General features: G+C 55.9%; 26 protein-coding genes. 11 read left to right on the plus strand and 15 right to left on the minus strand.

The features are described from left to right. Window positions 1–70: 70 nt before the first annotated feature. Together IM294_RS01820 and IM294_RS01825 are read left to right on the plus strand one after the other, a co-directional pair. Complete coding sequence (locus tag IM294_RS01820; protein ID WP_126818041.1) at window positions 71–2248, plus strand: type I secretion system permease/ATPase; 2178 nt, start codon at window positions 71–73, stop codon at window positions 2246–2248. Continuing rightward, window positions 2245–3420: an HlyD family type I secretion periplasmic adaptor subunit gene (locus tag IM294_RS01825; protein WP_028013086.1), complete on the plus strand. Its 1176-nt coding sequence runs from the start codon at window positions 2245–2247 to the stop codon at window positions 3418–3420. The genes IM294_RS01820 and IM294_RS01825 overlap by 4 nt, the downstream gene beginning before the upstream one ends. 34 nt (window positions 3421–3454) lie before the next feature. Here the strand turns inward: IM294_RS01825 and IM294_RS01830 are convergent, their stop codons facing one another. Continuing rightward, entirely contained in the window at window positions 3455–4339 is an 885-nt protein-coding gene (locus IM294_RS01830; RefSeq protein ID WP_028013087.1) for a hypothetical protein, read from the minus strand. A gap of 283 nt (window positions 4340–4622) precedes the next feature. Here IM294_RS01830 and IM294_RS01835 point away from each other — a divergent pair, with 283 nt between their 5' ends. Continuing rightward, complete coding sequence (locus IM294_RS01835; protein WP_126818042.1) at window positions 4623–6086, plus strand: EAL domain-containing protein; 1464 nt, start codon at window positions 4623–4625, stop codon at window positions 6084–6086. 25 nt (window positions 6087–6111) lie between these two features. Here the strand turns inward: IM294_RS01835 and IM294_RS01840 are convergent, their stop codons facing one another. The 3 genes from IM294_RS01840 to IM294_RS01850 form a co-directional block, all read right to left on the minus strand. Continuing rightward, window positions 6112–6384 carry a YqjD family protein gene (locus IM294_RS01840; protein ID WP_028013089.1) on the minus strand — a complete coding sequence of 91 codons (273 nt, stop codon included), beginning with the start codon at window positions 6382–6384 and terminating at the stop codon, window positions 6112–6114. Window positions 6385–6503: 119 nt separating this feature from the next. Further along, window positions 6504–7172 carry an epoxyqueuosine reductase QueH gene (locus IM294_RS01845; RefSeq protein ID WP_059357517.1) on the minus strand — a complete coding sequence of 223 codons (669 nt, stop codon included), beginning with the start codon at window positions 7170–7172 and terminating at the stop codon, window positions 6504–6506. 121 nt (window positions 7173–7293) lie between these two features. After that, window positions 7294–7770, minus strand: coding sequence for a GNAT family N-acetyltransferase (locus tag IM294_RS01850; protein ID WP_045260478.1), 477 nt, complete (start codon window positions 7768–7770; stop codon window positions 7294–7296). 89 nt (window positions 7771–7859) lie between these two features. On the opposite strand from IM294_RS01850, the gene IM294_RS01855 reads away from it, so the two are divergent. The 4 genes from IM294_RS01855 (at window position 7860) to IM294_RS01870 (ending at window position 12170) form a co-directional block, all read left to right on the plus strand. Then, a complete protein-coding gene (locus IM294_RS01855; protein WP_126818043.1) occupies window positions 7860–8798 on the plus strand; it encodes a LysR family transcriptional regulator in 939 nt (312 codons plus the stop codon). Window positions 8799–8889: 91 nt separating this feature from the next. Then, the gene (locus tag IM294_RS01860) at window positions 8890–9165 is read left to right on the plus strand and encodes a metal/formaldehyde-sensitive transcriptional repressor (protein WP_028013093.1); all 276 of its coding nucleotides are present in this window, start codon (window positions 8890–8892) and stop codon (window positions 9163–9165) included. A gap of 31 nt (window positions 9166–9196) precedes the next feature. Further along, window positions 9197–10315 (plus strand): S-(hydroxymethyl)glutathione dehydrogenase/class III alcohol dehydrogenase, encoded by a 1119-nt coding sequence (locus IM294_RS01865; protein ID WP_041910069.1) that lies wholly within the window; start codon window positions 9197–9199, stop codon window positions 10313–10315. A 160-nt stretch (window positions 10316–10475) separates the two neighbouring features. Then, window positions 10476–12170, plus strand: a complete 1695-nt coding sequence (locus IM294_RS01870) for a methyl-accepting chemotaxis protein (protein WP_126818044.1) — start codon at window positions 10476–10478, stop codon at window positions 12168–12170. A gap of 76 nt (window positions 12171–12246) precedes the next feature. On the opposite strand, the gene IM294_RS01875 is transcribed toward IM294_RS01870, so the two are convergent. The 4 genes from IM294_RS01875 to IM294_RS01890 all read right to left on the minus strand — a co-directional run bounded on the left by IM294_RS01875 (window position 12247) and on the right by IM294_RS01890 (window position 17328). Then, on the minus strand, window positions 12247–14628 hold the full coding sequence (locus tag IM294_RS01875; protein ID WP_126818045.1) for a glucose/quinate/shikimate family membrane-bound PQQ-dependent dehydrogenase: 2382 nt from the start codon (window positions 14626–14628) through the stop codon (window positions 12247–12249). 255 nt (window positions 14629–14883) lie between these two features. Then, the gene (locus IM294_RS01880) at window positions 14884–15807 is read right to left on the minus strand and encodes a LysR substrate-binding domain-containing protein (protein ID WP_041910066.1); all 924 of its coding nucleotides are present in this window, start codon (window positions 15805–15807) and stop codon (window positions 14884–14886) included. A gap of 182 nt (window positions 15808–15989) precedes the next feature. After that, window positions 15990–16874 carry an SDR family oxidoreductase gene (locus tag IM294_RS01885; protein ID WP_028013098.1) on the minus strand — a complete coding sequence of 295 codons (885 nt, stop codon included), beginning with the start codon at window positions 16872–16874 and terminating at the stop codon, window positions 15990–15992. A gap of 64 nt (window positions 16875–16938) precedes the next feature. After that, window positions 16939–17328, minus strand: coding sequence for a YdeI family stress tolerance OB fold protein (locus tag IM294_RS01890; protein WP_008502282.1), 390 nt, complete (start codon window positions 17326–17328; stop codon window positions 16939–16941). 139 nt (window positions 17329–17467) lie between these two features. Between IM294_RS01890 and IM294_RS01895 the strand changes: the two genes are divergently transcribed. From IM294_RS01895 to IM294_RS01910, 4 genes are read left to right on the plus strand one after another with little or no spacing between them, the layout of a single operon-like run. Then, the gene (locus tag IM294_RS01895; RefSeq protein ID WP_126818046.1) at window positions 17468–17971 is read left to right on the plus strand and encodes a hypothetical protein; all 504 of its coding nucleotides are present in this window, start codon (window positions 17468–17470) and stop codon (window positions 17969–17971) included. 9 nt (window positions 17972–17980) lie between these two features. Then, window positions 17981–18427, plus strand: coding sequence for a DUF421 domain-containing protein (locus IM294_RS01900; protein ID WP_028013100.1), 447 nt, complete (start codon window positions 17981–17983; stop codon window positions 18425–18427). A gap of 11 nt (window positions 18428–18438) precedes the next feature. Then, on the plus strand, window positions 18439–18957 hold the full coding sequence (locus tag IM294_RS01905) for a 2-oxo-tetronate isomerase (RefSeq protein WP_047368522.1): 519 nt from the start codon (window positions 18439–18441) through the stop codon (window positions 18955–18957). 17 nt (window positions 18958–18974) lie between these two features. Then, entirely contained in the window at window positions 18975–19961 is a 987-nt protein-coding gene (locus IM294_RS01910; protein WP_028013102.1) for an SDR family oxidoreductase, read from the plus strand. Here IM294_RS01910 and IM294_RS01915 read toward each other — a convergent pair whose 3' ends face one another. From IM294_RS01915 to IM294_RS01945, 7 genes are all read right to left on the minus strand, one after another. Then, window positions 19962–21587, minus strand: coding sequence for an alpha-amylase family protein (locus tag IM294_RS01915; RefSeq protein WP_193360294.1), 1626 nt, complete (start codon window positions 21585–21587; stop codon window positions 19962–19964). It abuts the gene before it with no gap. An 8-nt stretch (window positions 21588–21595) separates the two neighbouring features. After that, the gene (gene cydB / locus IM294_RS01920; protein ID WP_126818048.1) at window positions 21596–22606 is read right to left on the minus strand and encodes a cytochrome d ubiquinol oxidase subunit II; all 1011 of its coding nucleotides are present in this window, start codon (window positions 22604–22606) and stop codon (window positions 21596–21598) included. Further along, window positions 22606–24009: a cytochrome ubiquinol oxidase subunit I gene (locus tag IM294_RS01925; protein WP_126345569.1), complete on the minus strand. Its 1404-nt coding sequence runs from the start codon at window positions 24007–24009 to the stop codon at window positions 22606–22608. Before IM294_RS01925 ends, cydB begins: the two co-directional genes overlap by 1 nt. A 67-nt stretch (window positions 24010–24076) precedes the next feature. Beyond that, window positions 24077–24949 carry a manganese catalase family protein gene (locus IM294_RS01930; RefSeq protein WP_028013106.1) on the minus strand — a complete coding sequence of 291 codons (873 nt, stop codon included), beginning with the start codon at window positions 24947–24949 and terminating at the stop codon, window positions 24077–24079. Between the two features lie 17 nt (window positions 24950–24966). Continuing rightward, window positions 24967–25473 (minus strand): ferritin-like domain-containing protein, encoded by a 507-nt coding sequence (locus tag IM294_RS01935; protein ID WP_028013107.1) that lies wholly within the window; start codon window positions 25471–25473, stop codon window positions 24967–24969. 25 nt (window positions 25474–25498) lie between these two features. Continuing rightward, window positions 25499–25702: a hypothetical protein gene (locus tag IM294_RS01940; RefSeq protein ID WP_008502273.1), complete on the minus strand. Its 204-nt coding sequence runs from the start codon at window positions 25700–25702 to the stop codon at window positions 25499–25501. A 23-nt stretch (window positions 25703–25725) separates the two neighbouring features. Next, window positions 25726–26220, minus strand: coding sequence for a ferritin-like domain-containing protein (locus IM294_RS01945; RefSeq protein WP_008502272.1), 495 nt, complete (start codon window positions 26218–26220; stop codon window positions 25726–25728). Window positions 26221–26302 lie beyond the last annotated feature (82 nt).

The following is a 26302-nucleotide window of genomic DNA, read 5'->3' on the forward strand; positions in this document are numbered from 1 at the left end:
CAACGCCGCGGGGAGCAATCCTCGCGGCCTTTTGGCGTTTCTTTACACGAATGGCGTTAACCCGGAGATTATGAAGACACATCCACAGTACGAACCCTGGCTGCAGGGCATGCTCATCATCGCGAAGCACTACCGGCTGGACTTTTCGGTGGAGCACGTTCGGGTCACGATTAACCATGAAAGTCAGTCTCCGCGCCAGCTGGTGCTGGAGGAGATGGCGCGCCAGCTAGGGCTGGGAATGCGCGTGGCGACGGATGCAGCATCTCTCGATCCGTGGCGCCTGCCGCTGCTGGCGGAATTCACTGGCGGTCAAATCGCGGTCATTAACCGCATGGACAACGAAGGCAACGTCAGCCTGCAGTTCAGCGGCGACGGCGGGCTGGAGACGACGCTAACGCGGGACGCGCTCGGCTCACGGTTGAAAACGCTGCTGGTGCTGCGCCCGCTTGAGTCCACGCCGGATGCCCGCGTGGACGACTACATCAAACCGTATGAGAAAAACTGGTTCTGGCAGCTGGCGCTGAAGGACTGGCGCCGCTACAGCGACATCATGCTGGTGGCGCTGGTCGCTAACGTGCTGGCGCTCTCCGGTATGGTTTTCTCCATGCAGGTGTACGACAGGGTGGTACCGTCGCAGTCGGAGGCCACGCTGTGGGTGCTGTTTGGCGGCGTCATGCTCGCCATCGTGTTTGAATTCATCATGCGCATGCTGCGCGTGCATATTTCGGACGTGGTGGGGAAACGCGCCGACCTGCGCATCTCAGAACGCGTCTTTGCCCACGCGCTGCGGATTAAAAACGGGGCGCGCTCCAAATCGACCGGATCGTTTATCGCCCAGATCCGCGAGCTGGAGTCGGTGCGCGAGCTCATCACCTCGACCACCATTGCGGCGATCTCCGACCTGCCGTTCTTCCTGCTCTTCGTCTTTATTCTGTGGATGATTGGCGGCCCACTGGTGCTGGTGGTCCTGCTCGCCGTGCCGCTGCTGCTCATTCCGGGCCTGCTGGTGCAGCGCCCGCTGGGGAAACTCTCCAGCGAAGGGATGCGTGAATCCGCCATTCGTAACGCGACGCTGGTAGAAGCGGTGCAGGGCATTGAAGACATCAAGCTGATGCGCGCCGAGCAGCGTTTCCAGAACCAGTGGAACAACACCAACGACGTGGCCGCCAGCGTCGGCATGAAGCAGCGCTGGCTGACGGGGCTGCTGTTGACCTGGACCCAGGAGGTACAGTCCATCGTCTATGCGGTAGTCCTGCTGGTGGGCTGTTACCTGGTCATCAGTGGCGACATGACCACCGGTGCGCTGGTGGGAACCTCGATTCTGGCATCGCGTACCATCGCGCCGCTGTCGCAGATCTCTGGCGTGCTCTCGCGCTGGCAGTCGGCAAAAGTGGCCCGCAAGGGGCTGGACGACCTGATGCAGCGCCCGATTGACGATCCGCAGCACGGGAAGAAGGTGCATAAAGCGCACCTGCGCGGGGATTACCGGCTGGAAGACGTCGGCTTCTACTATGACGAAGAAGAGAAACTCACCGTGCTGAACATCGGCAAACTGCACATTCGCGCCGGTGAGCGCGTGGCGGTGCTCGGGCGTAACGGCTCCGGTAAAAGCACGCTGCTGCAGCTTCTGGCGGGCATGCAGGAGCCGCAGCAGGGGAGCATTCTGCTGGACGATATTGCTCTCAATCATCTGGACCCGGCCGACCTGCGTCGCGACATGCAGCTGCTTAGCCAGCAGGCGCGGCTGTTCTTTGGCTCCGTGCGGGACAATATCCTGATGGGGAACCCGCTCGCCACCGACGATGAAATTCATCAGGCGCTGGTCAATAGCGGCGCGCTGGAGTATGTGCGTAAGCAGAAAATGGGGCTGAACACCATCATCAACGAGGGCGGAACGGGCCTCTCCGGCGGACAGCGTCAGGCGCTGCTGCTGGCGCGCGCGCTGATCACTGCCCCGAATATCCTGCTGCTGGATGAGCCTACCGCCTGGCTGGACGAGATGAGCGAGAAGCAGTTTATTCAGCATCTTCACAAATGGCTGGGCAAGCGCCGGACGCTGGTGGTAGCAACGCATCGCCTGCCGATTCTGGATTTGGTCGACCGCATTATTGTGCTGGAAAACGGCAAGGTGGTGATGGACGGCCCGCGCGACGCGATCCTGCATCAGCACGGGCTGGCACCGCAAAAGGCGGCACAGCGCACCGTGACCATGAAGCCGGCGGCTGTAGCAGAGGAGGGTGCGGCATGAACGATTTCTCCCGTTATAACAGCCGTCTGAAAGAGCCGCGCCTGCCGCGATCCTCGCTGGTGGCATGGTCGCTGTTCGCCCTGCTGGCGGTGTTTATCGCCTGGGCGAGCCTGTTCCAGCTGGACGAAGTCACGACCGGCAGCGGCAAGGTGATCCCGTCCTCCCATGAGCAGGTGATTCAGTCCCTGGAAGGGGGGATTATCCACAGCCTGCTGGTTCGCGAAGGCGATATCGTTGAGCGCGGTCAGCAGCTGGCACAGCTTGACCGGACTAAAACCGAGTCCAGCGTGCTGGAGAGCGAGTCTCGTCTGAACGCGGCGCTGGCAACGGCTGCGCGACTGAAGGCCGAAGTTAACGACACGGAACTCGCGTTTCCCGAGGAGCTGGACGATGACGTTGAGCTGGTCAAACAGGAAACGGCGCTCTATCAGTCCCGTCGCGAGAGCCTTGAAAAAGGGCTGGCCGGCTTACGTCAGGGCGCCGAGCTGGTGCAGCGCGAGCTGTCGTTGACTCGTCCGCTGGTGACCCAGGGGGCGGCCAGCAAGGTTGAGGTGTTACGTCTTGAGCGTCAAAAAAATGAGCTTGAGAATAAAATCACCGAGATGAAAAATCAGTATTACGTCCGCGCCCGTGAAGAGCTGGCGAAAGCCAACGCGGAGATTGAAGCCCAGCGTTCGGTGATGAAAGGGCGTGAGGACTCCCTGACCCGGCTGACCTTCAACGCGCCGGTGCGTGGGATTGTGAAGGATATTGACGTGACGACCGTGGGCGGCGTTATTCCCCCGAACGGCAAGCTGATGAGCCTGGTCCCGCTGGACGACCAGATGGTGGTTGAGGCGAAAATCTCGCCGCGCGATGTCGCGTTTATCCACCCCGGGCAGAAAGCGCTGGTGAAAATTACGGCCTATGACTACTCCATCTATGGCGGGCTGGAGGGCGAGGTGACCATGATTTCGCCGGACACCCTGCAGGACGAGGTGAAAAGAGATGTCTACTACTACCGCGTCTATATCCGCACCGACAGTAACCACCTGACCAATAAGCAGGGCAAAGACTTTCCGGTCTTTCCAGGGATGATTGCAACGGTAGATATTAAAACCGGCAGCAAAACCATCCTGGATTATCTGTTGAAACCGCTGAACAAGGCAAAAGAGGCGCTGCGCGAAAGATAAAGATTGGCGTTCGGGATACCGAACGCCATTTGTATTATACCGTTGACGTTACGTTGTTTGGGTGGCGTCGCTCCTTCGGCACCACGTTAATGTAATGAGTAACATAGGCGAAATATAATCCGGCATAGTTTTCGACCAGTTCGAAAAACGCCGGATACACCGACAGGCGACCGTCACCGCGATCTTTAAGATAACCTGCCTCATGCGCCGATTTGATAATCCGGTTGACGTGGATCCGGGAGACAAAGAATTCTTTAGCGAGCGTGCTGGCGGAGTATTGAATAACCGCGCCGTGGGCGGATTTGTTTTTTATGGCCTGCAGGTAAAGATACAGCATAATCATGCGGCCTCCATCCTTATCAATAAATAACCCCACTTCCGGTAAAACTTTTCTGAACGTTAATCCCCGAAAAAGATATTCTGCCGCGCGGCGGAAGAAATTATTTCTCAATGTGTCATTATCCAGCAGGTTAACATCAATATTAAACGTCGGGTAAAGAATGCTGACGGGTAAAAATGCACCGGACATATAGCGTTTGAGTTCATTCAATCCTTTTTCGGTTGGGGCAATTCTCGTTTTTCGCCGGTCTTCCGTACAGCGCCAGGTCCTGATGCGTCCCGTGGTTCTGAGTAACGTAATGATCGCAATAACGCTGTTGGGGCTGGCTATTTTATAGCGGGAACATAACTCTTTTATCTCTGAGACGGATTCGGCCTGATTGCCAAATATAAAACAACACATGGAAAGAATAATGTTAAACCGTGATTCCTGAAGCATTGTCTTGTAGAACAAGGGTTGTTTTTTGTAGATGGCGTCATTGATTGTGTAGTGCTCTAATATTGCCTCACTAAACCGCGGGTTGCTTTTTATAACATCCCTTCGATGTAGCAAGGCCCTGGATGAGATGTGATTATCCATAGCATTTTTCTCGTATTTGATGAGCCGATAGATGAAGTATCCAGCCTTCTTTTTCGGAATTTTCATTATACCTGAGAAAAAGTGGCTTGCGGTCGGTATTTTAAAAGAAATATAGAGTTATATTTATGTGTGGAAAAAAAAGGTGATTAACGCAAAGATGTTACAGTGCATGGCGTTGATAACAGTATCTTAACTTGATGGTGTATTGTAAAATTATTATAAACACCGCTGTTGGTTTACATACTCATAATAATAATGGCGCTTTCGTGCCCAGGAGCAGGTTATGATCCACCCAATTTCTCTCAGGAATGATGCGCGCAACGAGCAAAGATTTGTCATTTCAACCTGCGGCTTTACGTTTCAGGGATATCACCTGCTGCTCAAAAAGTACGGCATAGAGACTGCGCATATTCACTTTGATGGAGATGAGTTATCTGATCCTGACAAGGAAAATATCCTTATTCATCAAAACGCTCACATCGTAGTGTTCCTGGGAAAAGGTACGGTAGCTCTCCTGGAGAGCCTGACGCGACTGGCATCCGTACTCAATTCACTTCCTGTTATTCGTCGTGTTACCCTGTATGGTGATATACCGGACAGCTGGCTGTATCGAACCCTGGGTAGTCTTCTAAATAACAGTCATCAATTATCATTGATTCGCATAGCCAGCGTATCTGATGTAATAACCTGTTTCCACACCCACAATAATGGCTTTAAGGACCGCTCGCGCTTATTACGCGATTACTATCTGGACTGTTCTTCGTCAGAAAAGCTCAAATGGCTGACAAGAAGAGAGGTTGATGTTTTATTGAACTTCTATCGCGGCATGTCTATAAAAGACCTGTGCGACAAACTGAGGCTTTCTAATAAAACGGTTTACACCCATCGTAAAGAAGGTCTGCAGAAATTACATTGTATTAAGCGATGGTTGAATGAACCGCGCAATGTAAAAGTGGAAAGGCGGATTAAAAGCCAAAATCAAAGAGTGGACTTCACGGATAAAGAAGCGGAAGTTTTTAATGCGCTGGTGAAAAGGGAGATATTCCCCGCCTACCAGATCATTACCGATCGTGACAAGAAAGGAGTGGGGTTTGAGATACTTATTCGCTGGAATAAGAACGGTAAAATAGTCAAGCCAGCCCGTTTTCTGAATGACATCGCTAATTATGAAGTATGGCTAAAGATTACGGCTATGGTGATCCACGCCGCCGTGTCCGGGATTAATAAATATAACGGTAAATTCTATTTTTCCGTTAATATTCCGCCTCGCCTGGCGTCCGGGAACGCGTTGCCAGAGATGGCCAGGAAAGCCATCGGCATGCTGCTTAACCCCCAGTGGGCAGAAAAGCTGGTCTTTGAATTCGCGGAAGATATTGATGTAACGAAAGATAAAAGCATCCCAGAAACCATGCGGCACCTGCGTAAAACGGGGTGCAGACTGTTTCTTGACGACTGCTTCTCAAGCCATCATGCCATGTTCCCCGTGAGGCAGGTGCATTTTGATGGGCTGAAACTGGATCGGGACATCGTCGATCATTTTGTGGCGAACGACAACGATTATAATCTGATTAAAGCGATACAGATTTACAGCGATATGACCGGAACAGCTTGCATTGCAGAGGGCGTTGACAGTGAGGAGAAGTTTGAAAAATTAGTCGAGCTGGGTGTGAAAAACTTTCAGGGATATTATCTCTCGCGCGCCGTGAAAGAGGAGGAATTAGACCGCATGGTGAGATTGTTCAGCTAAAAAATAAAGCCCCGAAGGGCCTTGTTTATTTGCGTCCCAGCAACAGGCCAAGCACAATACCAACCGCACCCGCGGCGATAAGACCGGTGAGCGGGTTATTTCTGACCGCTTCAGTCACGTCAGAGACAGCATCGCTGGCCTGTGCGGCATATTTTTTCGCAGCGCCTTTTACCTGATGCTTCGGTGAATCAACGAATTCACCGAACTGCTGCTGGGCTGAACCTGAAAGTTCATCAAATTTATTTTTTGCTTTGTCTTCAGCAAACTGGGTGTTTTTATCAGTACCGAAATCAGACATTTTTGCCTCCTTTTGTTGATAGTTAAAGGATAGCCCCTCTTTGAAAAGATGAGAGGCGGAACGCTAAATTTCGGAGGGAATTGGCCGGTTTTCGGATATATCTACACCAGAAGAGGCCGTTATTTTTCGTTCTCATCATGGCCGTAATACAGTTTGCCAATGCGGATAAGCGGGCGGCCCTGCGACTTGCGGTGCAGGTTGCTGTCCCGAAGGGAATACACGCAGCCGCAATATTCCTGCTGGTAAAACTGTTCCCGCTTGCTGATCTCAATCATGCGTGATGAGCCGCCCTGTTTGCGCCAGTTGTAGTCCCAGTAGACCATCCCCGGATAGCGCGCTGCCGCACGCTGGCCGCAGTCATTGATCTGCTGCATATTCTTCCAGCGAGAGATCCCCAGCGAGCTGCTGATTACGCTGAAACCATTTTCCGCCGCGTAGAGCGCCGTACGCTCGAAGCGCATATCGAAGCACATGGTGCAGCGGACGCCGCGCTCGGGCTCCCACTCCATGCCTTTGGCACGCTCGAACCAGTTATCGGTATCGTAATCGGCATCAACAAACGGCACGCCGTGTTTTTCTGCAAAACGAATGTTTTCTTCCTTACGGATGAGGTATTCCTTTTGCGGATGGATGTTGGGGTTATAGAAGAAAATGGTGTAGTCAATGCCCGAGGCCTGGATAGCTTCCATGACTTCACCGGAGCAGGGGGCGCAGCAGGAGTGCAGCAGAAGTTTATCGGCGCCGTTTGGCAGGGTGAGCTGCGGGCGGATGAAGGGAGTTGTACTCATGTTGTTCTACAATATGTTAATGAAATTTATGGAATTGTAGCACAAGTTATTAATGTCTTCAGACGGTACTGGCGGGAATCGAGGATCCGCCTGGTCGGGATCCTCGCGCTGAGCGGTGCCGCTATTCGGCAAATTTGAGCAGCGCTTCGCCGTCAAGACGGTAGCGCACCCATTCGGACTGCGGCAGCGCGCCAATGCTCAGATAAAAATCGATGGCGGGCTGGTTCCAGTCCAGCACGCTCCATTCAAGGCGGCCACATTGCCGTTTTACCGCGAGTTGAGCGATATGTTTCAGCAGCGCTCTGCCCGCGCCTTTACCGCGGTAGTCCGGGGAAATGTACAGGTCTTCCATATAAATCCCGTTGCGTCCAAGCCAGGTCGAATAGCTGGTGAAGAACACGGCATAGCCGGCGATCCTGCCGTCAAACTCAGCGATCAACGCCTCGGTTTTACTGCCCGCACCAAAGAGGGTTTCCCGGATCTCGTCCGGCGTGGTTACGACCTCTTCGGGGGCTTTTTCATATACCGCCAGCTCATAGATCATGGCGTAAATAGCCGCTGCATCTTCGGGACGGGCCTGACGAAGGGTTATGCTCATTGTTTTTCCTGTTATTTGCACGGTTCGCGATTGATGGCGTTAAGCATACGGAGTATTGTCCGAAGAATTAAGTGCAATGAAATCAACAAATGATGAATATTACGCATCCGGCGCTGAGACGTCTTGATTTAAACCTGCTGCCCGTTTTTGACGCCATTTACCGCCACCGTTCTGTTCGCCTTGCAGCCGACGAGCTGGCGATGAGCACCTCGGCGCTGAGCCATGCGCTGTCGCGTCTGCGCACGGCCCTTAACGATCCGCTCTTTTTTCGGGAAGGGCATCGTATGTCCCCCAGCGTGTACGCCTCTCAGCTTGCGCCTTCTATTGCTTCCGCATTGTCGTTCCTTAATCAGGAGCTGACCCCGCAGCCGGAGTTTGACGCCACCAGCAGTACCGAAAGCTTGCAAATTGGGATTACGGATTTTACCGCGCTATGTATTTTTCCCGCCCTGATGCACAAGCTGCAGACTGCTGCCCCGGGCTTGCGTTTCGAATTGCGCTATCTGCCGCACAGCCCGGCGCTGACGGAACTCCTGGCCGGTGAAGTGGATCTGGCGCTCGGTTTCAGCACCCCGGAGGACAATCGCCATCCTGAGCTGGAGGAGATCGGCTGGTTTGAAGATGAGTATGTGGTTATCAGCAACGCACGCCGGACCCGGCTGACGCTGGAGGATTATCTCGCTGCCCGACACCTGGTGGTGACGCCGTGGAATGAAAAGCAGGGCGTGCTGGACGTGCGGCTCGAGCAACTGGGCTATACGCGGTACATTGCGATCAAAACGCCGTCGATGCTGAGCGCGCCATTTATCGTTGCGGAAAGCGACCTGCTGATGGCCATTCCTCGTTACGCCGCCGAGAAGCTGGTGGCGGCGGCGGAACTGAGGATTTTTGCCTTGCCGTTCTCTATTCCCAAATTTGAGGTGAAAATTTACTCGCATAAGCGCAGCGGCCAGCGGGGGGCGACCCGATGGCTTCAGGAGGAGCTGCAAATGCTGGCGCAAGATGGCAGGGGGGTGAGTGCCGGATAAGCTCAGCGCGATCTAGATTTCATGTTAAAAGTAAGTTTACATATGTAAGATAACTCCTATACCATACCCCCCTATAGTATCAGGAGGGCATATGCCGCACTCACCCGAAGATAAAAAACGTATTCTTACCCGCGTCCGCCGCATTCGGGGCCAGGTTGATGCCCTTGAACGCGCGCTGGAGTCGGGCGACCCCTGTCTGGCCATCCTGCAGCAAATTGCCGCCGTGCGCGGGGCTGCCAATGGCCTGATGGGCGAAATGGTTGAAATACATCTCAAAGACGAGCTGGTGACGGGAGACACAACGCCGGATCAGCGAGCCGTACGCATGGCGGAAGTCGGCCATTTGCTGCGCTCTTATCTAAAATAAATCCACACACCTGACAAAAAGGGAAGACATGATGAAATCTCGCGCAGCTGTTGCATTTGGCCCCGGCCAGCCGCTGAAAATCGTCGACATCGACGTCGCACCGCCGAAAAAAGGCGAAGTGCTGATCAAAATCACCCATACCGGCGTGTGCCATACCGATGCGTTTACCCTCTCCGGTGACGATCCGGAAGGCGTCTTCCCGGCGGTGCTGGGTCATGAAGGCGGCGGGATTGTGGTGGAAGTGGGCGAGGGCGTGACCAGCCTGAAGCCAGGCGATCACGTTATCCCGCTGTACACGGCGGAATGCGGAGAGTGTAAGTTCTGTAAATCCGGTAAAACTAACCTCTGCCAGGCCGTGCGCGCCACTCAGGGGAAAGGGCTGATGCCGGACGGCACCACCCGTTTCTCCTACAACGGTGAGCCAATCTATCACTACATGGGTACCAGCACCTTCAGTGAATACACCGTTTGCGCGGAGATCTCGCTGGCGAAGGTCAACCCGCAGGCGCCGCTGGATAAAGTCTGCCTGCTGGGCTGCGGCGTAACTACCGGCATTGGCGCGGTGCATAACACGGCAAAAGTCAAAGAGGGCGACACCGTGGCGGTGTTTGGTCTCGGCGGCATTGGTCTGGCAGTGATTCAGGGTGCGGTGCAGGCGAAGGCCGGGCGTATCATCGCGGTCGATACCAACCCGGAAAAATTCAAGCTGGCGGGTGAAATGGGCGCGACCGATTTCGTGAACCCGAAAGATCACGAGAAACCGATTCAGGACGTCATCGTTGAGATGACCGACGGCGGCGTGGACTTCAGCTTCGAGTGTATCGGCAACGTCAACGTAATGCGTTCTGCGCTGGAATGCTGCCACAAGGGCTGGGGTGAGAGCATCATCATCGGCGTGGCCGGGGCAGGACAGGAGATCAAAACCCGTCCATTCCAGCTGGTGACCGGACGCGTCTGGCGCGGCTCCGCGTTTGGCGGCGTGAAGGGGCGTACCCAGCTTCCCGGCATGGTGGAAGACGCGATGGTCGGTAAAATTCAGCTCGACCCGTTCATTACCCACCGTTTGCCGCTGGAGCAGATCAACGAGGCGTTCGATCTGATGCACGAAGGAAAATCCATCCGCACCGTCATTCATTTCGGCGACAAGTAACTCTTCTGCCAGCGGTTTTTAGCCGCTGGCATTTCTTTAATAATCTTCTCTAAAGTGTGACCAGTGCGGCGTTTTTAGCCGTAATCTAAATCTCTGCCGTGCCGATGACTATCTAACAGGCGTGTTTTTGCGCATCTTACCTATAAGAGAGTCGACGGTCATGGACAACACTTCTTCGATGCAGGCGCAGCGCAAGCTGAGCTTCCTGCATCACATCAGGCTGGTTCCGCTGTTTTCCTCCATTCTCGGTGGCATTATTCTGCTGTTTGCCTTGAGTTCGGGTCTGGCGGGGTATTTCCTGCTACAGGCCGACAACGATCAGCAGGACGTTACGTCCGAAATTCAGGTGCGTATGGGGCTGTCGAACAGCTCAAACCATCTGCGCACCGCGCGTATCAATATGATCCACGCCGGCGCGGCAAGCCGTATCGCGGAGATGGAGGCCATGAAGCAGAACATCCGTGAGGCGGAAACGCGCATTAAACAGTCCCAGGATAGCTTTACCGCCTATATGCATCGTTCCGTGCGCAGCGCTGCGGACGAAGCGCTGGATGCAGACCTGAAGGCACGCTACGACGCCTATATTGCGGGCCTCCAGCCGATGGTCAAATTTGCCAAAAACGGCATGTTCGAGGCGATCATCAACCACGAAAATGAGACCGCGCGCCCGCTGGACGACGCTTACAACGCCGTTCTGCTGAAGGCGATTAAGATCCGCACCGACCGCGCCAATGCGCTGACGGCGCAGGCGCACAGCCGCACGCAACTGGGCCTGATGTTTATGGTGGGCGCGTTTGCGCTGGCGCTGGTGCTGACCGCGATGACCTTCGTCGTGCTGCGCCGCACGGTCATTAATCCGCTGCAGCGTGCCGCCACCCGCATCGAGAATATCGCGAAAGGCGATTTAACGATGCCTGACGATGCGACGAGCCGGAGCGAAATTGGCCGCCTGACGCGCGATCTGCAAACCATGCAGCACTCCCTTGAAACAACGGTCGGCACCGTCCGTCAGGGAGCGGAGGAGATCTACCGGGGTACCAGCGAGATCTCTGCCGGTAACACCGATCTCTCATCACGAACCGAGCAGCAGGCCGCGGCGATTGAGCAGACTGCCGCCAGCATGGAGCAGCTGACCGCGACGGTGAAGCAGAACGCCGATAACGCCCATCATGCCAGCAAGCTGGCGGAAGATGCCTCCGGGAAAGCCAGCCGCGGCGGCCAGATGGTCTCCGGTGTGGTGAAAACTATGGGCAATATCTCAAGCAGTTCGAAGAAAATCTCTGAGATTACCGCGGTGATCAATAGCATCGCCTTCCAGACCAATATCCTGGCGCTTAACGCGGCGGTAGAAGCGGCGCGGGCGGGCGAGCAGGGACGCGGGTTCGCCGTGGTGGCCAGCGAAGTCCGCACCCTGGCAAGCCGCAGCGCCAACGCCGCAAAAGAGATCGAAAGCCTGATCAACGAATCGGTCTCGCTGATAGACCAGGGTTCCGGTGAGGTCGTTGCCGCAGGCAATACCATGAATGAGATCGTCGAGGCGGTGAAGCGCGTCACCGACATCATGCTGGAGATTGCCGCCGCGTCTGACGAGCAGAGCCGCGGTATCGTGCAGGTCAGCCAGGCTATTTCGGAGATGGATAAAGTGACCCAGCAGAACGCCTCGCTGGTGGAAGAGGCCTCCGCGGCGGCCGCGTCGCTGGAAGAACAGGGCGCGCGTCTGACCGAGGCGGTCGGGGCGTTTCGTCTGAGCGGCAAGGCTCAGGGGCGTACTCAACAGCAGAACTCTGCGGCAGTAAAACCTGCCGCATTACGTCCGGCGGTAGCGAATAACGGTGATAACTGGGAAACGTTCTGAGTCGCCGGCCGTGTCGGGTGGCGCTTCGCTTACCCGGCCGACAAAAAAGGGACCTTTCGGTCCCTTTTTTTATCCGTTACTGCTTATCGGGTAACGCGTACGCGATAACGTAATCACCGCGATCCGGCGACTGGCGAGCGCCCCCGGCGTTAATGACGATGTACTGCTTACCGGTTTTCGGCGAGACGTAGGTCATCGGGCCGGACTGGCTACCGACCGGCAGGCGGTCCTTCCAGATCTCTTTCCCGGTGGCGGTATCAAACGCGCGCAGGTAGAAATCCTGGGTGCCGGCGAAGAACAGCAGGCCGGACTGGGTTGATAGCGACGCGCCCAGCGTTGGCATCCCGATTGGGATTGGCATGTGCATGCGAATGCCCAGCGGGCCGGTATCTTCTACGGTACCAACCGGTACCTGCCACACCAGCTTGCCGGTTTTCAGGTCAACAGCCGACATGGTTCCGAACGGCGGCTTCTGGCACGGAATGCCCAGCGGCGACAGGAAGCGTTCGCGCATTGCGCCGAACGGCGTGCCGTCCATCGGGACAATCCCCATCTCAATGCCGCTGGCGTTTTTCGCCACGTTCGCGCGCGGCACCATGTAGTTTGCCAGCCCCAGACGCATATCGTTGACGAACATCAGGCTGTTGTTCGGGTCAACGGAGACGCTGCCCCAGTTCATCCCGCCGAGCGAGCCGGGGAACTGCAGGGAACGGTCGAGACCCGGCGGGGTGAAGACGCCCTGATGACGCATCTCTTTAAACTGAATGCGGCACAGAAGCAGGTCGACAGGCGTCGCCCCCCACATGTCGGACTCGGTTAACGTCTGGTTGCCAATCATCGGCATGCCCACGGAGTACGGCTGGGTCGGAGAGTAGCGTTCACCTTCAACGTTACCCGCCGGAACTGGACGTTCCTCCACCTTCGCCACCGGCTTGCCGGTTTCACGGTTGAGCATAAAGATCATGCCCTGCTTGCTGGTCTGCACCAGTACAGGCGTGGTGCCGCCTTTGCCGTCCGGCAGGTCGTACAGCAGCGGCTGGGAAGGCAGGTCGAAGTCCCACAGGTCGTGGTGGGTGGTCTGGAAATGCCAGCGTACCTGTCCGGTGGCGGCGTCGACGGCGACGATGGAGGAGCTGTATTTATCGTCCAGCGCGGTACGCTCGCCCGCCCAGAAGTCCGGGGTGGCGTTGCCGGTTGGCAGGTAGATCAGGTTCAGCTTAGCGTCGTAAGACATCGCAGACCAGACGTTCGGCGTACCGCGGGTATAAGTCTGGCCTTCCGGCGGCAGGCCGGTCAGGTTCGGGTTACCCGGATCCCACGCCCAGGCGAGCTTACCGGTGTGAACGTCGTAGGCGCGCACCACGCCCGGCGGCTCGCCGGTGGAGAAGTTATCCGCGACGCGACCGCCGACGACAACGACGTTTCCGGCCACCAGCGGCGTGGAGGTCTGCTGATAATAGCCCGGCTTGATTTCGCCCATGCCAACGCTCAGGTCAACAGTGCCATGCTCGCCAAAGTCGTCGCAGAGCTTGCCATTATCCGCATTGATGGCAATCAGACGGGCGTCGGTGGTCGGCAGGAACAGGCGGCGAGGGCATGCCGCTGGCGACGTCCCGGTCTGTGACGCTGTCACGTTTGCATGATCTTCAAAGTAGCCCAGACCACGGCAACGCTGCCAGTTCGGCGCGGTGGCTTTCGAATCATAACGCCATTTTTCTTTCCCGGAATCCACGTCCAGCGCCAGCACTTTACTGTACGGGGTACAGACATAGAGCGTGTCGCCAATTTGCAGCGGCGTGTTCTGATCTTCCGCGCCGGAGCCGTTGCTCTGCGGAATATCCCCGGTGTGCGCCACCCAGGCGACTTTCAGATCGCTGATGTTTTGCTTGTTAATCTGGTCCAGCGCGGCGAAGCGGTCGCCGTGGGTGGTGTTGCCCCAGTGTTCCCAGTTTTTCTGCTGTTCGCCGGGAGCAACGGGTTTCACCGGAACGGGCTCGTTCGCCGCCACGAGGGTTTGAGGCTTAAACATCCAGCCGAGGCTGACCAGCATCGCCAGTGCGAGAACCGCCGCAACGCCATAAGCCGGGGCTTTATTCGCTGCGCCGTGGTTGGCCGCGCGCAGGAAAGGCCAGACGATGGCGCAGAGGAAGGCCAGTACGGCAAAGGTGAACAGGCGCGAGAAGAGCGGCCAGAAATCCCAGCCCGCATCGCTTACCGCCCAGAACAGCGAGGCCATAAACGCGATGCCGTAAAGCACGATCCCGCTGCTGCGATTGAGGAAAATCAGGAGCGCGGCAATGACCATCACCACGCCCATTATCACGAAGTAAAAACTTCCGCCTACGGCGGCGAGCTTGAAGCCCAACCCGCCGACCGCCAGACCGATGAGCAACATCAGTCCGGCAAGGAGCCACTGCAAAATACGAGGTATCCCGCGCGGCGCGCTGCCAAATGCCATTTCTGTCTCCTTTGAATCTCTCCGCATTGCCGGGTGTGTACCATCTGGATAATAAATGCGGGGAGAGCAATGATTAAAACGAGTGAATTCTTGTTTATATAACGATTCGCGAACCAAATGGTGAATCCGCCGTTATGATAAAACTGTTAATTTGTTTTACGCAATTGTTAATGGATCATTCCGCATTATTTGATTAACGCACAGCCCAGTTCCCTCTCCCACAGGGAGAGGGAACTGGGTGAGGGGTGAAGGGAATCAGACAGGCATAGATTTACGGATAGCGCTCAGCAGCGTTTGTGCGCCCGTGGAAAGGGGAGTATCTACCCGGGTCAAAATACCGATGGGTTCACCCGCCCCCGGGGAGGCGATCGGCAGGGCGGTCAGCGTGCCCTGACGCAAATCATCTTTTACCGCACCGGAGGGGACGAACCAGACGTAGTCATAATCCAGGGTAAGCTGGCGCGAAAGAGAAGCCGAAAGCGTTTCGATGCACCCTGAGGGTAGCGTACACCCCTGCATCTGCAGCAAGGTTTCGGCGGCCTGGCGCGGGACGGTCCCTTTCGGGCAAACCACCACCGGCCACTCCATCACCCGGCTTAACGTCACCGTGTCCTGCAGCAGGGGATGATCGGGTCGAACCACCAGCTTCAGGGATTCCAGGAACAGCAGTTCATAATTGAGACCGCCCATCAGCTCGGGGTCGGACATTCGACCGATACCGAGATCAAGCTCACCCGATTTCAGCCCCGCGAGCAGCATGGTGTTATTCATGGTGGCAACCTGAATAGTGGTATTGCGCTGCTGCTTGTGGAACTGTCCAATAACGGGCGGCAGGATCCCCAGCGCCGCGGTTGGCAGGGCGCCGACGCGCACCACCTCGCTGGTGTGCTCTTCTTTTCGGTGCAGGGACTGGCCTGCGGTGTTGAGCGCATCAAGAACCTTCACGGCGTGCGTCAGGAACTGTTCGCCCACCAGAGTCAGCTGTGCCCCCAGCCGACCGCGGTCAAATAGACGGGCGCCGGTCAGCTGTTCCAGCTCGTTAAGGGTTTTTGAGAGCGCGGGCTGGCTCAGGTTAAGAGTTTCAGCCGCGCGCCCCAGCGTTCCCTGTTGAGCGACGGCCACAAATGTATGCAAATGGCGCAAGCGTATGCGCTGACTGAACAGACCATTTTTTTCCATAGGCGATGTTAAAAACAGAGCGATGCGGGTGACAAGTTAAGTTGTTTAATTTTGATAACTTGATAGCAAAATATTTTTAACATTTGATCTGTTTGAGTTACAACATGTTTTTCAGGCGAGGTGGGTGATGAACGTCCTTGTTCATTTATTGCTCACTGCGGAGGGATAAACTGCAAACCGGTTTAGATCACGCCGTCGCCGCCGTCAGAGCACCATACCTGACCGGAGGTAAAGGAACACTCATCCGAGGCCAGCGTGACGTACAGCGGGGCAATCTCGACGGGCTGTCCCGGACGACCCAGCGGGGTATCACCCCCGAACTCCTTCACTTTCTCCATCGGCTGGCCGCCGCTGGACTGGAGTACCGTCCAGTACGGGCCGGGGGCGACGGCGTTGACGCGAATGCCTTTCGGACCCAGCTGTTTGGCTAAGGATTTGGTAAACACCGCCAGACAGGCCTTCGTCTGGGCATAGTCCAGCAGTACGGGGCTGGGCTTCACCGCCTGAACGGAGGAAGTGTTAATGATCACGGACGACGCTTTCAGGTGGCGCAGGGCGGCCTTGGTGATCCAGAAGGGGGCGTAAACGTTGGTTTTAAACGTCGCGTCAAAATCTTCAGTGGTAAGCTCTTCAAGGGATTCCCGGAATTGCTGACGGCCTGCGTTGTTGACCAGAATATCCAGCCCGCCCAGCTTCGAAACGGCTTCTTCGACCAAGTTCTGGCAAAAGGTCTCGTCCCGGACGTCTCCGGGCAGCGCGATGGCCTTGCGGCCTTCCGCTTTGATCAGGTCGATGACCTCGGCGGCATCTTTCTCTTCTTCAGGCAGATAGTTGATGGCGACGTCTGCCCCTTCACGGGCGTAGGCGATAGCCACTGCGCGTCCAATCCCGGAGTCACCACCGGTGATCAGCGCTTTTTTGCCGGCAAGGCGGCCATGCCCTTTATAGCTTGTTTCACCGTGGTCGGGTACAGGCTGCATTTCAGACGCCAGTCCCGGCGGCGTTTGCGGCTGTTCCGGGAACGGGGGTTTCGGGTAAGCGTTCGTACGTTGTGTAGTATCACTCATAGCTGACTCCTTAAGCCAAGGGGTGAGATTTGATGGATAGTTGCAGCGTTAACGCTTCGCTGAATTATTTCTGCAAACGATCAACACGAACGACGGCAGGCGATGATTTTTTATCAAGCGAACCGTTGATACTGATCATCTGATCGGGTTTTACCGTTCTGCCGTCGAAGACTGCCTGGGGAATAATAACGTCGATTTTTCCGGTTTTATCCTGGAATACAAACTTATCGCCGCTACCGTCAATAAGATTACCGCGCAATGAAATTGTCGCGCCATCGTGCAATTGTTTTGCCTGATCGATGGTCATAATACGCGCGTCGTCGGTTCCACGATATCCGCTGTCCAGCGCGTGGGGCGGTGGCGGTGCTTCACCTTTTTGTAACCCGCCGTTATTATCTGCCCATGCAGCTGGAACCAGAAATATCAAAAAAGCGGAAATAAGTGATAATTTCATCTGATATCCTTCATTTTTGAGTGTCTTGACATATTAAGTATTGTTGCTATTCCTTTATGTGGCAAATGTGATAAGTCTTAAAAACATTCTCTTTGGAAATCAAAACTATCTTGAAATAAGCGAAACGGTGACAACGACTATGAAGCATGAAAATGAAAAGTTACCCGGGATAGATGAGAGTTATCGCTTGTTGAGGTTTGAATATTCTTTTCGCCAGGTGGGTTTTGTGGTCCTCCTGGCTATTATCATCGCAGCGGTTGCTGGTCTGTTTTCCAGCGGGGTGGTGAGCGATACGGCCAAAACCAATTCCGCTAACTCATTGAGCATAAACTATGAATGCTTCGGCCGGCGGGAGACGGAGTCAAGAATGCAGGTCACCTTCCCGGTGAAGACGGAGGGCAGCTATACCCTCAGCCTGACCACCGACAGCAGCGACGTGTACGAGCCCGGCAGCGTCTGGCCGCAGCCAGACAAAATGTATAGCCACGGCAAAACCCTCTATTTGGTCTATGACGACCTGCAAAAATCAGACAACTTCTCTGTTTTATACTTCACGACACCTTCAAGAGCCGGTAAATGGAACACCGTCATCCGCGTCAACAACGAGCCGGAGATTAACCTCTGGCAATTTATTTATCCCTAGGAGGCTGATATGGATATGGTCTTTCGCGCGCTGGCGATTTATCTGTTTCTCGTGGTGGTATTTAAAGTGGCAGGGCGACGGGCGCTGCTGCAGATGACCAGCTTTGATCTCATCCTCCTCTTAATTATTAGTGAGGCGACGCAACAGGCGCTTTTGGGGCAGGATTTCTCGGTTACCGGTGCAATGATTACCATTACCACACTGGTGGTCGTTGACATTATATTTGGCCTGATGAAGAAATATTTTTCCCCGGTGGAGAATATTCTTGATGGGACCCCTGTGATTCTGGTTGAGAATGGCGTTCCATTAGCGGATAAGCTAAAAAAAGTCGACGTATCTTGTGATGATATTCTGGTGTCAGCGCGTCAAAATAATGGCATTACAGAACTTAGCGAAATTAAATATGCCATACTTGAGCGCAATGGACATATTTCAATCATTCCTGTTGAAAAATAAGAGGCGGCAAGATGAGCAATCTTTTACACGACAGTCATTATACCGTGAGTGAACTCACCAAAAAGCTGGCGAGTAAATTAACCGATGCCGGGCTGCGCTTAACCACCGCGGAATCCTGCACGGGAGGAAAGCTCTCGGTGGCACTGTGTGCAGAGGAAAACACGGCCGATTTTTATGACGTCGGGCTGGTTGTGTTCAGCGATGAAGCCAAATCGCGGATCCTCGGCGTGCGTCAGGAGACGCTGGCGCGCTATACCGCCGTCAGTGAACAGACGGTGACCGAGATGGCCGCCAGCATCCGCGACATTGCCCAGGCGGATATCAGCATCGCCATCAGCGGCTACGCGGGTCCGGAAGGGGGCGATGACGGTACGGCGGCGGGAACGGTCTGCTTTGCCTGGAATATCTGCGGTGAGACGAAAACCCGCACCGTCCTTTTCTCCGGCGACTGCCAGGATGTGGTGGAAAAAGCGGTGCAATTTTCGCTCGCTGAACTGGTGACAACATTGTCGGACGGCAATAACGGCTAAATTCACGCGGAGGTTCTATGGCGGTCATAGTGATTACCGGCGGGACGGCGGGCGTGGGAAAAGCCACGGCGCTGAAATTTGCAAAGGCAGGTTACGATGTGGGGCTTATCGCCCGCGATGAAGCCAGCCTGCACTCCACCCAGGAAGAGCTTCGCCGCTTCGGCGTTAATGCCCACGCGGTGCAGGCGGACGTCGCCGACAGCCAGGCGGTGGTGGATGCGGCTAACGAGATTGAGTATCGCCTCGGGGCGATTGATGTCTGGGTCAACAATGCGATGGGGGCCGTGCTGGCGCCGTTTCGTACCCTGACGCCGGATGAGTTTCGTCGCGTGACGGATGTTACCTATCTCGGATTTGTTAACGGCACCCGCGCCGCGCTGGAGCTGATGGTGCCCCGCGACAGGGGGGTGATTATTCAGGTGGGGTCCGCGCTGGCCTACCGTTCCATCCCTTTGCAGTCGGCCTACTGCGGGGCCAAAGCGGCGATCCGCGGGTTCACCGATGCGGTGCGCACGGAGCTGATGCACGAGAATAGCCGGGTTCAGCTTTCCATGGTGCAGATGCCGGGACTCAATACGCCGCAGTTCGAATGGGCAAGGAATAAGTTCGCCTGGGCGATGCGACCGGTGCCGCCGGTCTTTGAGCCTGAAGTGGCCGCCAGCGCCATCTTTAAGGTTGCGCAGAAACCGGTGCGCGAGCTGTGGGTGGGCAGCAGCACTATCCAGTCCATCGTCGGGCAATTCTTCTTTCCGGGCTACCTTGACCGTCTGATGGTAAAAAAAGCCTGGGAAGGCCAGATGACCGACGATCTGAACGCAGCGGATCGGCGGGACTATCTCGACCAGCCGATTGACGACCTGCACAAAATCCATGGTCGTTTTACCGACGAAGCGAAGAACCGCGCTACGTCCGTCACCTCCGGTATGCCGGGCAAGGTGGCGCTGGGGGCCCTCGCGGTGGCGGGGATTATGTTGACGCGTCTGATAACCCGCCGGAAACGCTAATCACCGCAGCGCGCTGCGGTGCGTCCAGAACCAGCGGTAGCCGTAGGCGCCAATACTGAGTTCGACGGTTTTGCCGCAAACCAGCGCGTCGTCGTAGCGTTTGTCCGCGAGGCAGGCGGTCCAGGTGGCGTTGCGGATCCCTCTGGCGGTGAACTGCACCGGCTGGTCGCTGAAGTTTACGAAGGTCAGAATGCTGCGCTCGTCGGTCTCGTAATAGATCCCCAGCACCGCGTCATGAGCGAGGGTGATGAGGCGAAAGGGCGCCACGGCAATTTCGGGGAACTCCGAGCGGGTATTGGCAATATCAATAATCCGGTGCAGGAGCGAGTTGCGGTGGAGCAGCGAATCGGCGACGTTGATTTTTTGATAGCGGTAGGGTCCGTGGTCGATTATCGGCGCAATAAATTTTTCAGGATCGGCCGCCGAAAAACCACCTCCCTGTGAACCTGCCCACTGCATTGGGGTGCGGACGGCGTAGCGCTCCTCCAGTTCAAGGTCGTCACCCATGCCGATCTCATCCCCGTAGCGCATCACCGGGACGCCCGGCAGGGAAAAGAGCACCGCGTGGCAGAACGCCAGCCGCTTTGGATCGCCATTCAGCATCGGGGCCAGACGTCGGCGGATCCCACGCTGATAGACGTTCATCTCCTCGTCAGGGGCGAAGGTGTCGAGCACGAACTGTTTATCTTTCTGGCTAATCCCTTCCAGATCCAGCTCGTCATGGTTGCGCAGCCAGTTGGCAAAACAGCATGAATCTGGCGGGACGATCATCTTCTTCACCGCGTTGCGCAGCGGGCGGGCGCTTTTTCTGGCCAGGCTGACGTAGAAATACTTGTTGAGCCAGAAGTTGAGCACCAGATGCAGGCGGTCGTTATTGCCGAAATAGTCTTTATAAACCTCAACGTCTACGTCCACTTCGCCGAGCAGGATCGCGTCCGGATTACGCTGTTCGATAAGACGGCGCATGTGCTCCAGGATCCACAGGCCTTTTTTCTCGTCACCGCTGCCCGCCTGCTTCGTGAGGTGTGATGCGGCATCCAGTCGAAATCCCGATACCCCCAGCTTGAGCCAGAAGAGGATAATATTCTCAATCTCCTTAAGCACGGCGGGCGAGGTCAGGTTCAGGTCCGGCTCGTGGCGGTAGAACATGTGCCGGTAATACTGTCCAGCTTCGTCGTCCCAGCTCCAGACGCTCTTTTCCACGCCGGGAAACATGGGGGGCGTATCGTCGTTGTCGTTATCCGACCAGATATAGTAATCGCGATAGGGCGAGGCGGGGCTGCGGCGGGCCTGCTGGAACCAGGGATGGGCGTCCGAGGTGTGCTGGATCAGCAGCTCAATAATAACCTGCATGCCCAGCTCCCGGGCCTGTTCGATAAAGGCGATGATATCGGCCAGTTTTCCGAAGCGGGGGTCCACCTGCAGATGGTCGCTGACGTCGTAGCCCTCATCGAGAAAGGGTGTGAGGTAAAACGGGGTAATCCAGATAACCGTCGCCCCCATGCGGCGAATATAGCGCAGCTTGGCCGCGATCCCGGCGATGTCCCCGCAGCCATCGCCGTTCATATCGTAAAAAAGCGCGGTATCAATCTGGTAGATAATGGCCCGTGTATGCCAGTCCGTCATAGCGTTCCTCAGTGATAGCCTTCAGTATCCGAAACCTTGCCCCGGAAGACGTAGTAGCTCCAGGCGGTGTACACCAGAATCACCGGAATTATCAGCAGGGTCCCGACCAGCATAAACAGCTGGCTGGCGGGGGGCGCCGCGGCTTCCCACAGGGTGATGCGCGGCGGAATAATGTTTGGCCACAGGCTGATACCCAGGCCGCTAAATCCGAGGAAGATCAGCCCCAGCGTCAGCAGGAAGGGGCGCGAGTGGCTGGCCGGGTTGCGGGTCAGCCGCCAGATCAACACGCTAAACAGGCCTACCAGCAGGGGAACCGGCAGGAACCAGAAGAAGTTGGGCAGGGTAAACCAACGGTCGGCCACGTACTGCCAGCCGAGCGGCGTCCAGACGCTGACAACCGCGATCACCACCATCAGGGCCAGCAGCACGTGGCGGGTTAGCTCGCGCATGCGGCGTTGCAGGGCGCCTTCACTTTTCATGATAAGCCAGGTGGTGCCCAGCAGCGTGTAGGCGACCACCAGGCCGATACCGCAGAAAAGGTTAAAGGGCGTCAGCCAGTCAAGCGGCGAGCCCACAAAGCGTCTGCCCTCTACCTCAAAGCCGTTGATCACCGCCCCCACGACGATCCCCTGGCTGAAGGTGGCGAGCAGAGAGCCACCGGCGAAGGAGTAGTCCCAGAACTTACGGTGCGAAGGCGTCGCTTTAAAACGAAACTCAAAGGCGACGCCGCGAAAGATGAGGCCGATCAGCATCGCGGTGAGGGGGATAGTGAGCGCATCAATGATCACCGCGTAAGCCAGCGGGAACGCGCCGAACAGCCCCGCACCGCCAAGCACCAGCCAGGTCTCGTTGCCGTCCCATACGGGCGCTACGCTGTTGACCATCACATCGCGCTCTTTCGCATCGCTCACGAAGTTAAACAGCAGGCCGATGCCCAAATCAAAGCCATCCATAATGATGTACATCAGCGTGGCAAAGACGATGATGGCAAACCAGATAACAGAGATATCGACGCCCATCAGTTTCTCTCCTGTTCCGGAACAGACTCCGCGGCAGACAGCGGACGGGCGGGGGTGCCCGACGTGTTTGACGTCAGCGTATCGACGGGCTGCGGGCCTTTCTTAATCAGCCGGATGAGGTACACATAGCCCACGCCAAACACCGACGAGTAGACAACGAAGAACGCCAGCAGGCTGATGCTCATCTGCAGGGTGCTGTGCAGGGAGACCGCGTCAATCGTGCGCAGATAACCGTAAACCACCCACGGCTGGCGGCCCACTTCGGTGGTCACCCAGCCGGCGAGCAGCGCCACCAGACCCGCGGGCCCCATGCAAAGGGCAAACCACTGGAACGGACGCGAGTCGTAGAGCCGGTGGCGATAGCGGAGCCAGAGGCTGACCAGACCGAGGGTAATCATCAGCAGGCCCATTCCGACCATGATGCGAAACGACCAGAAGACGATGGTCGAGTTTGGGCGATCCTCTTTCGGGAAGTCCTTCAGCGCCGGGACCTGCTTATCGAGGCTGTGCGTCAGGATAAGGCTGCCGAGCGCGGGAATTTCAAGACCGTATTTGGTGCGCTCCTCGTCCATATCGGGCAGGCCAAACAGCAGCAACGGCGTGGCCTCGCCGGGCGGATTTTCCCAGTGCCCCTCTATGGCGGCAATTTTGGCTGGCTGATGCTCAAGCGTGTTCAGGCCGTGCATATCGCCCACGACGGCCTGAATGGGGGCAACCAGCAGCGCCATCCACATCGCCATGGAGAACATGGTGCGTATGGCAGGGGTATCGTTACCGCGCAGCAGGTGCCATGCGCCCGACGCGCCGACAAACAGCGCGCTGCTCAGAAATGCGGCGATGGCCATATGAATCAGGCGGTAAGGGAAGGAGGGGTTAAAGATAATCGCCAGCCAGTCCTGCGGAATGACCTGCCCGTTCTCGATAGTAAAACCCTGCGGGGTGTGCATCCAGCTGTTTGAGGCGAGGATCCAGAAGGTCGACATCAGCGTGCCGAGCGCCACCATGCAGGTTGAAAAGAAGTGCAGCCCAGGGCCGACCTTGTTCCAGCCGAACATCATTACGCCAAGAAAGCCAGCTTCCAGGAAGAAGGCGGTTAACACCTCGTAGGTCAGCAGGGGACCGGTAATACTGCCTGCGAACTGGGAGAACCCGCTCCAGTTGGTGCCGAACTGATACGCCATGACCAGCCCGGAAACGACACCCATCCCGAAGTTAACGGCAAATATCTTGAGCCAGAAGTGGTACAGCGAGCGCCAGACGTCGTTTTTGGTGCGCAGCCACATGCCTTCAAGCACGACCAGATAGCTGGCAAGACCGATGGTAATCGCCGGGAAAAGAATGTGAAACGAGACGGTAAAAGCGAACTGAATTCTGGCGAGATGGAATGCATCAAGTTCGAACATGGTCCGTACCTCTGAAGCGATGGGGCACGAGAATTGCCGGGCAGGTCAGGATGCCCGGCAAAACCGATTACGGTTTACTCTTTCCGGCACCCAGCTCGGCACCGGTCAGCGGGTCGGAATGGGGATCGGACTTGGTGCGGGCAGACATCGCCTTAACCAGGGTTGCCTGTTCAGCTGTGAGCGTCACGCTGGCGCTACCGTCTCCGCCATCAACCGCAGGCTGCGGGGACTCAACGTAATCAAAGTGCTTATCGCTGTTCCAGCTTCCGCGAACCTCTCCACCTTCAGACATATTGTAGTACTTGTTGGTGAATTCCTCGATTGGCGGCAGTTTTCCCGGCGGGAAATTATTACGAATAGACTGCAGCGCCTTCTCAAAGGAGAGCTGATGCGCCGCCTCACGCGTCATCAGAAACGCCAGCGCATCCTTCACTCCGGGATCGTCAGTGACGTTAATCAGCCGTTCATAGATGATTTTCGCCCTGGCCTCTGCCGCCACGTTCGAGCGCAGATCCGCCGTCGGCTCGCCGATGGTATCGACGTAGGCTGCCGTCCAGGGCACGCCCGCCGAGTTAGTGAGCGGGGTACCGCCGCCGTAGAGGAGGGACGTGATGTGGCTGTCGTTACCGTTTTCGGTCATGGACCGATACAGTTCAGCCTCATTTTCCACCCCTTCCGCCAGCGCGCCTTTGGCACCTTTGTTCAGCATACCAACCAACGTACCGATGATTTCGAGGTGGCTTAGCTCCTCGGTGGCGATATCCATCAGCATATCCTTGCGGCCCGGATCGTCATCGCTCAGGCCCTGAGTGAAGTAACGGCAGGCGGCAGCCAGTTCGCCCTGCGGCCCGCCAAACTGTTCCAGTAAAAGGTTAGCAAGACCGGGGTTGGGTTCGGCGACGCGAACCGTATATTGCAGCTGTTTGACGTGTCGAAACATAGGCACTCTCCTGTGGATTATTTTTTCGCTTCGACACCGTCTGCGTCTGAACGCAGCAGGAACTGTTCCGTCGTTTGCGGGATATGGCGAATCAGCCAGTCGGCCATTTCGCGCTCTTCTGCGAGGATCGTCTCAATGGCAGGCACAGAGGCGGTATCGCCCGCTTTTTTCGCCGCAGCGAGCAGGGAGGTGTAGCAGGCGATTTCAAACTGTTCGAAGACATAGCCGCTGATCGAGCCCTTAACGATCTCATCGGACGGGAACATACCGCCGATGGATTGACCCAGGGCCGCCATTTTGCTCATCGAGTCTTTTAAGACCGAACGAGAAATATCATTACGGTCGAGGATTTCCTCCAGCAATGTAATTTGCCGTTTTGTCTCATTAATATGTTGCTCAATTCTGGCGCGAACATCAGGATAATTATCAATACGGCTGGCCATGGACTCCAGCATAGATTCGGCTTGCTTTTCCATTGCATGGGCATCGCGTAGCCAGTCATGGTAGTGTTCTACGTGATTCATCATTGTATCCTCATTAGGGGTTCGCTTATTTGGTCTCACTTTCAGCAGCCTGATCGGCACGTGCGGCACTGTAGCCAGATAAGTGGCCGACAATATTGGCGTAAATGCTGATGATAATGACCCATAGTACGCTATTCTTCCACCATATTACGGAAGGGATAGCGAGAATGAACCATATTATTGCTGCCGCTAAATGGCACCGTTTAATTGTCCTGGGACTGATGCTCATTTTATTTAACCTGTCTTATCGCGTCATTTCTGCGCTTTTTGGTTAATATTGCCAACGGCCAGGTCGGTGAGTTTAAGGTCGGTCTCTTTCTCTTCTTCCAGCGTTTCGGCAAGAAGTTTAACGGCTTTTTTGTAGCCCAGTTGTTCTGCGAGGGTCGCAAGGGTACCGTAGCTGGCTATTTCGTAATGCTCCACTTTTTGCGCAGCGGCAATTAACGCGGCATCACGCACTTCATTTTTTTCCGTACTTTCGATAACTTCGTTGGCTTCTTCAATTAAGCCTTCCATTGCCACGCACTTCATGCGCTTGAGCTTAATACCGTCTTCCTGTTCGACGATCTGGTCAATACGTTCAATCTGACCCTGCGTCTCCTCCAGGTGCGCGGTGAAGGCGGCGCTCAGCTTTTCGCTGGAGGCGGCGCGAGCGAGTTTGCTTAACGCTCGGGTAAGTTGTTTTTCAGCGCTGTAGGTATCGGACAGAAGATGAATAAATACATCCTCAACACTTTTCATATTCATAATAATTACGCTCCGGTAAAATAAGGAAAGGGTACTGCGAGCTTTTCAGCCCGCAGCATGCTCTCAGGTTTTATTAAAAGAG

The sequence above is a fragment of the Enterobacter cloacae complex sp. P43RS genome (assembly GCF_014930585.1).
Taxonomy (GTDB): Bacteria; Pseudomonadota; Gammaproteobacteria; order Enterobacterales; family Enterobacteriaceae; genus Enterobacter; species Enterobacter bugandensis.

Bases quoted from the DNA above. Each gene is read 5' to 3' on its own strand.
- IM294_RS01820 (WP_126818041.1), top strand. From the start codon at position 71: ATGAAGACACATCCACAGTACGAACCCTGGCTGCAGGGCATGCTCATC.
- IM294_RS01825 (WP_028013086.1), top strand. From the start codon at position 2,245: ATGAACGATTTCTCCCGTTATAACAGCCGTCTGAAAGAGCCGCGCCTG.
- IM294_RS01830 (WP_028013087.1), bottom strand. From the start codon at position 4,339: ATGGATAATCACATCTCATCCAGGGCCTTGCTACATCGAAGGGATGTT.
- IM294_RS01835 (WP_126818042.1), top strand. From the start codon at position 4,623: ATGATCCACCCAATTTCTCTCAGGAATGATGCGCGCAACGAGCAAAGA.
- IM294_RS01840 (WP_028013089.1), bottom strand. From the start codon at position 6,384: ATGTCTGATTTCGGTACTGATAAAAACACCCAGTTTGCTGAAGACAAA.
- IM294_RS01845 (WP_059357517.1), bottom strand. From the start codon at position 7,172: ATGAGTACAACTCCCTTCATCCGCCCGCAGCTCACCCTGCCAAACGGC.
- IM294_RS01850 (WP_045260478.1), bottom strand. From the start codon at position 7,770: ATGAGCATAACCCTTCGTCAGGCCCGTCCCGAAGATGCAGCGGCTATT.
- IM294_RS01855 (WP_126818043.1), top strand. From the start codon at position 7,860: ATGATGAATATTACGCATCCGGCGCTGAGACGTCTTGATTTAAACCTG.
- IM294_RS01860 (WP_028013093.1), top strand. From the start codon at position 8,890: ATGCCGCACTCACCCGAAGATAAAAAACGTATTCTTACCCGCGTCCGC.
- IM294_RS01865 (WP_041910069.1), top strand. From the start codon at position 9,197: ATGAAATCTCGCGCAGCTGTTGCATTTGGCCCCGGCCAGCCGCTGAAA.
- IM294_RS01870 (WP_126818044.1), top strand. From the start codon at position 10,476: ATGGACAACACTTCTTCGATGCAGGCGCAGCGCAAGCTGAGCTTCCTG.
- IM294_RS01875 (WP_126818045.1), bottom strand. From the start codon at position 14,628: ATGGCATTTGGCAGCGCGCCGCGCGGGATACCTCGTATTTTGCAGTGG.
- IM294_RS01880 (WP_041910066.1), bottom strand. From the start codon at position 15,807: ATGGAAAAAAATGGTCTGTTCAGTCAGCGCATACGCTTGCGCCATTTG.
- IM294_RS01885 (WP_028013098.1), bottom strand. From the start codon at position 16,874: ATGAGTGATACTACACAACGTACGAACGCTTACCCGAAACCCCCGTTC.
- IM294_RS01890 (WP_008502282.1), bottom strand. From the start codon at position 17,328: ATGAAATTATCACTTATTTCCGCTTTTTTGATATTTCTGGTTCCAGCT.
- IM294_RS01895 (WP_126818046.1), top strand. From the start codon at position 17,468: ATGAAGCATGAAAATGAAAAGTTACCCGGGATAGATGAGAGTTATCGC.
- IM294_RS01900 (WP_028013100.1), top strand. From the start codon at position 17,981: ATGGATATGGTCTTTCGCGCGCTGGCGATTTATCTGTTTCTCGTGGTG.
- IM294_RS01905 (WP_047368522.1), top strand. From the start codon at position 18,439: ATGAGCAATCTTTTACACGACAGTCATTATACCGTGAGTGAACTCACC.
- IM294_RS01910 (WP_028013102.1), top strand. From the start codon at position 18,975: ATGGCGGTCATAGTGATTACCGGCGGGACGGCGGGCGTGGGAAAAGCC.
- IM294_RS01915 (WP_193360294.1), bottom strand. From the start codon at position 21,587: ATGACGGACTGGCATACACGGGCCATTATCTACCAGATTGATACCGCG.
- cydB (WP_126818048.1), bottom strand. From the start codon at position 22,606: ATGGGCGTCGATATCTCTGTTATCTGGTTTGCCATCATCGTCTTTGCC.
- IM294_RS01925 (WP_126345569.1), bottom strand. From the start codon at position 24,009: ATGTTCGAACTTGATGCATTCCATCTCGCCAGAATTCAGTTCGCTTTT.
- IM294_RS01930 (WP_028013106.1), bottom strand. From the start codon at position 24,949: ATGTTTCGACACGTCAAACAGCTGCAATATACGGTTCGCGTCGCCGAA.
- IM294_RS01935 (WP_028013107.1), bottom strand. From the start codon at position 25,473: ATGAATCACGTAGAACACTACCATGACTGGCTACGCGATGCCCATGCA.
- IM294_RS01940 (WP_008502273.1), bottom strand. From the start codon at position 25,702: ATGAGCATCAGTCCCAGGACAATTAAACGGTGCCATTTAGCGGCAGCA.
- IM294_RS01945 (WP_008502272.1), bottom strand. From the start codon at position 26,220: ATGAATATGAAAAGTGTTGAGGATGTATTTATTCATCTTCTGTCCGAT.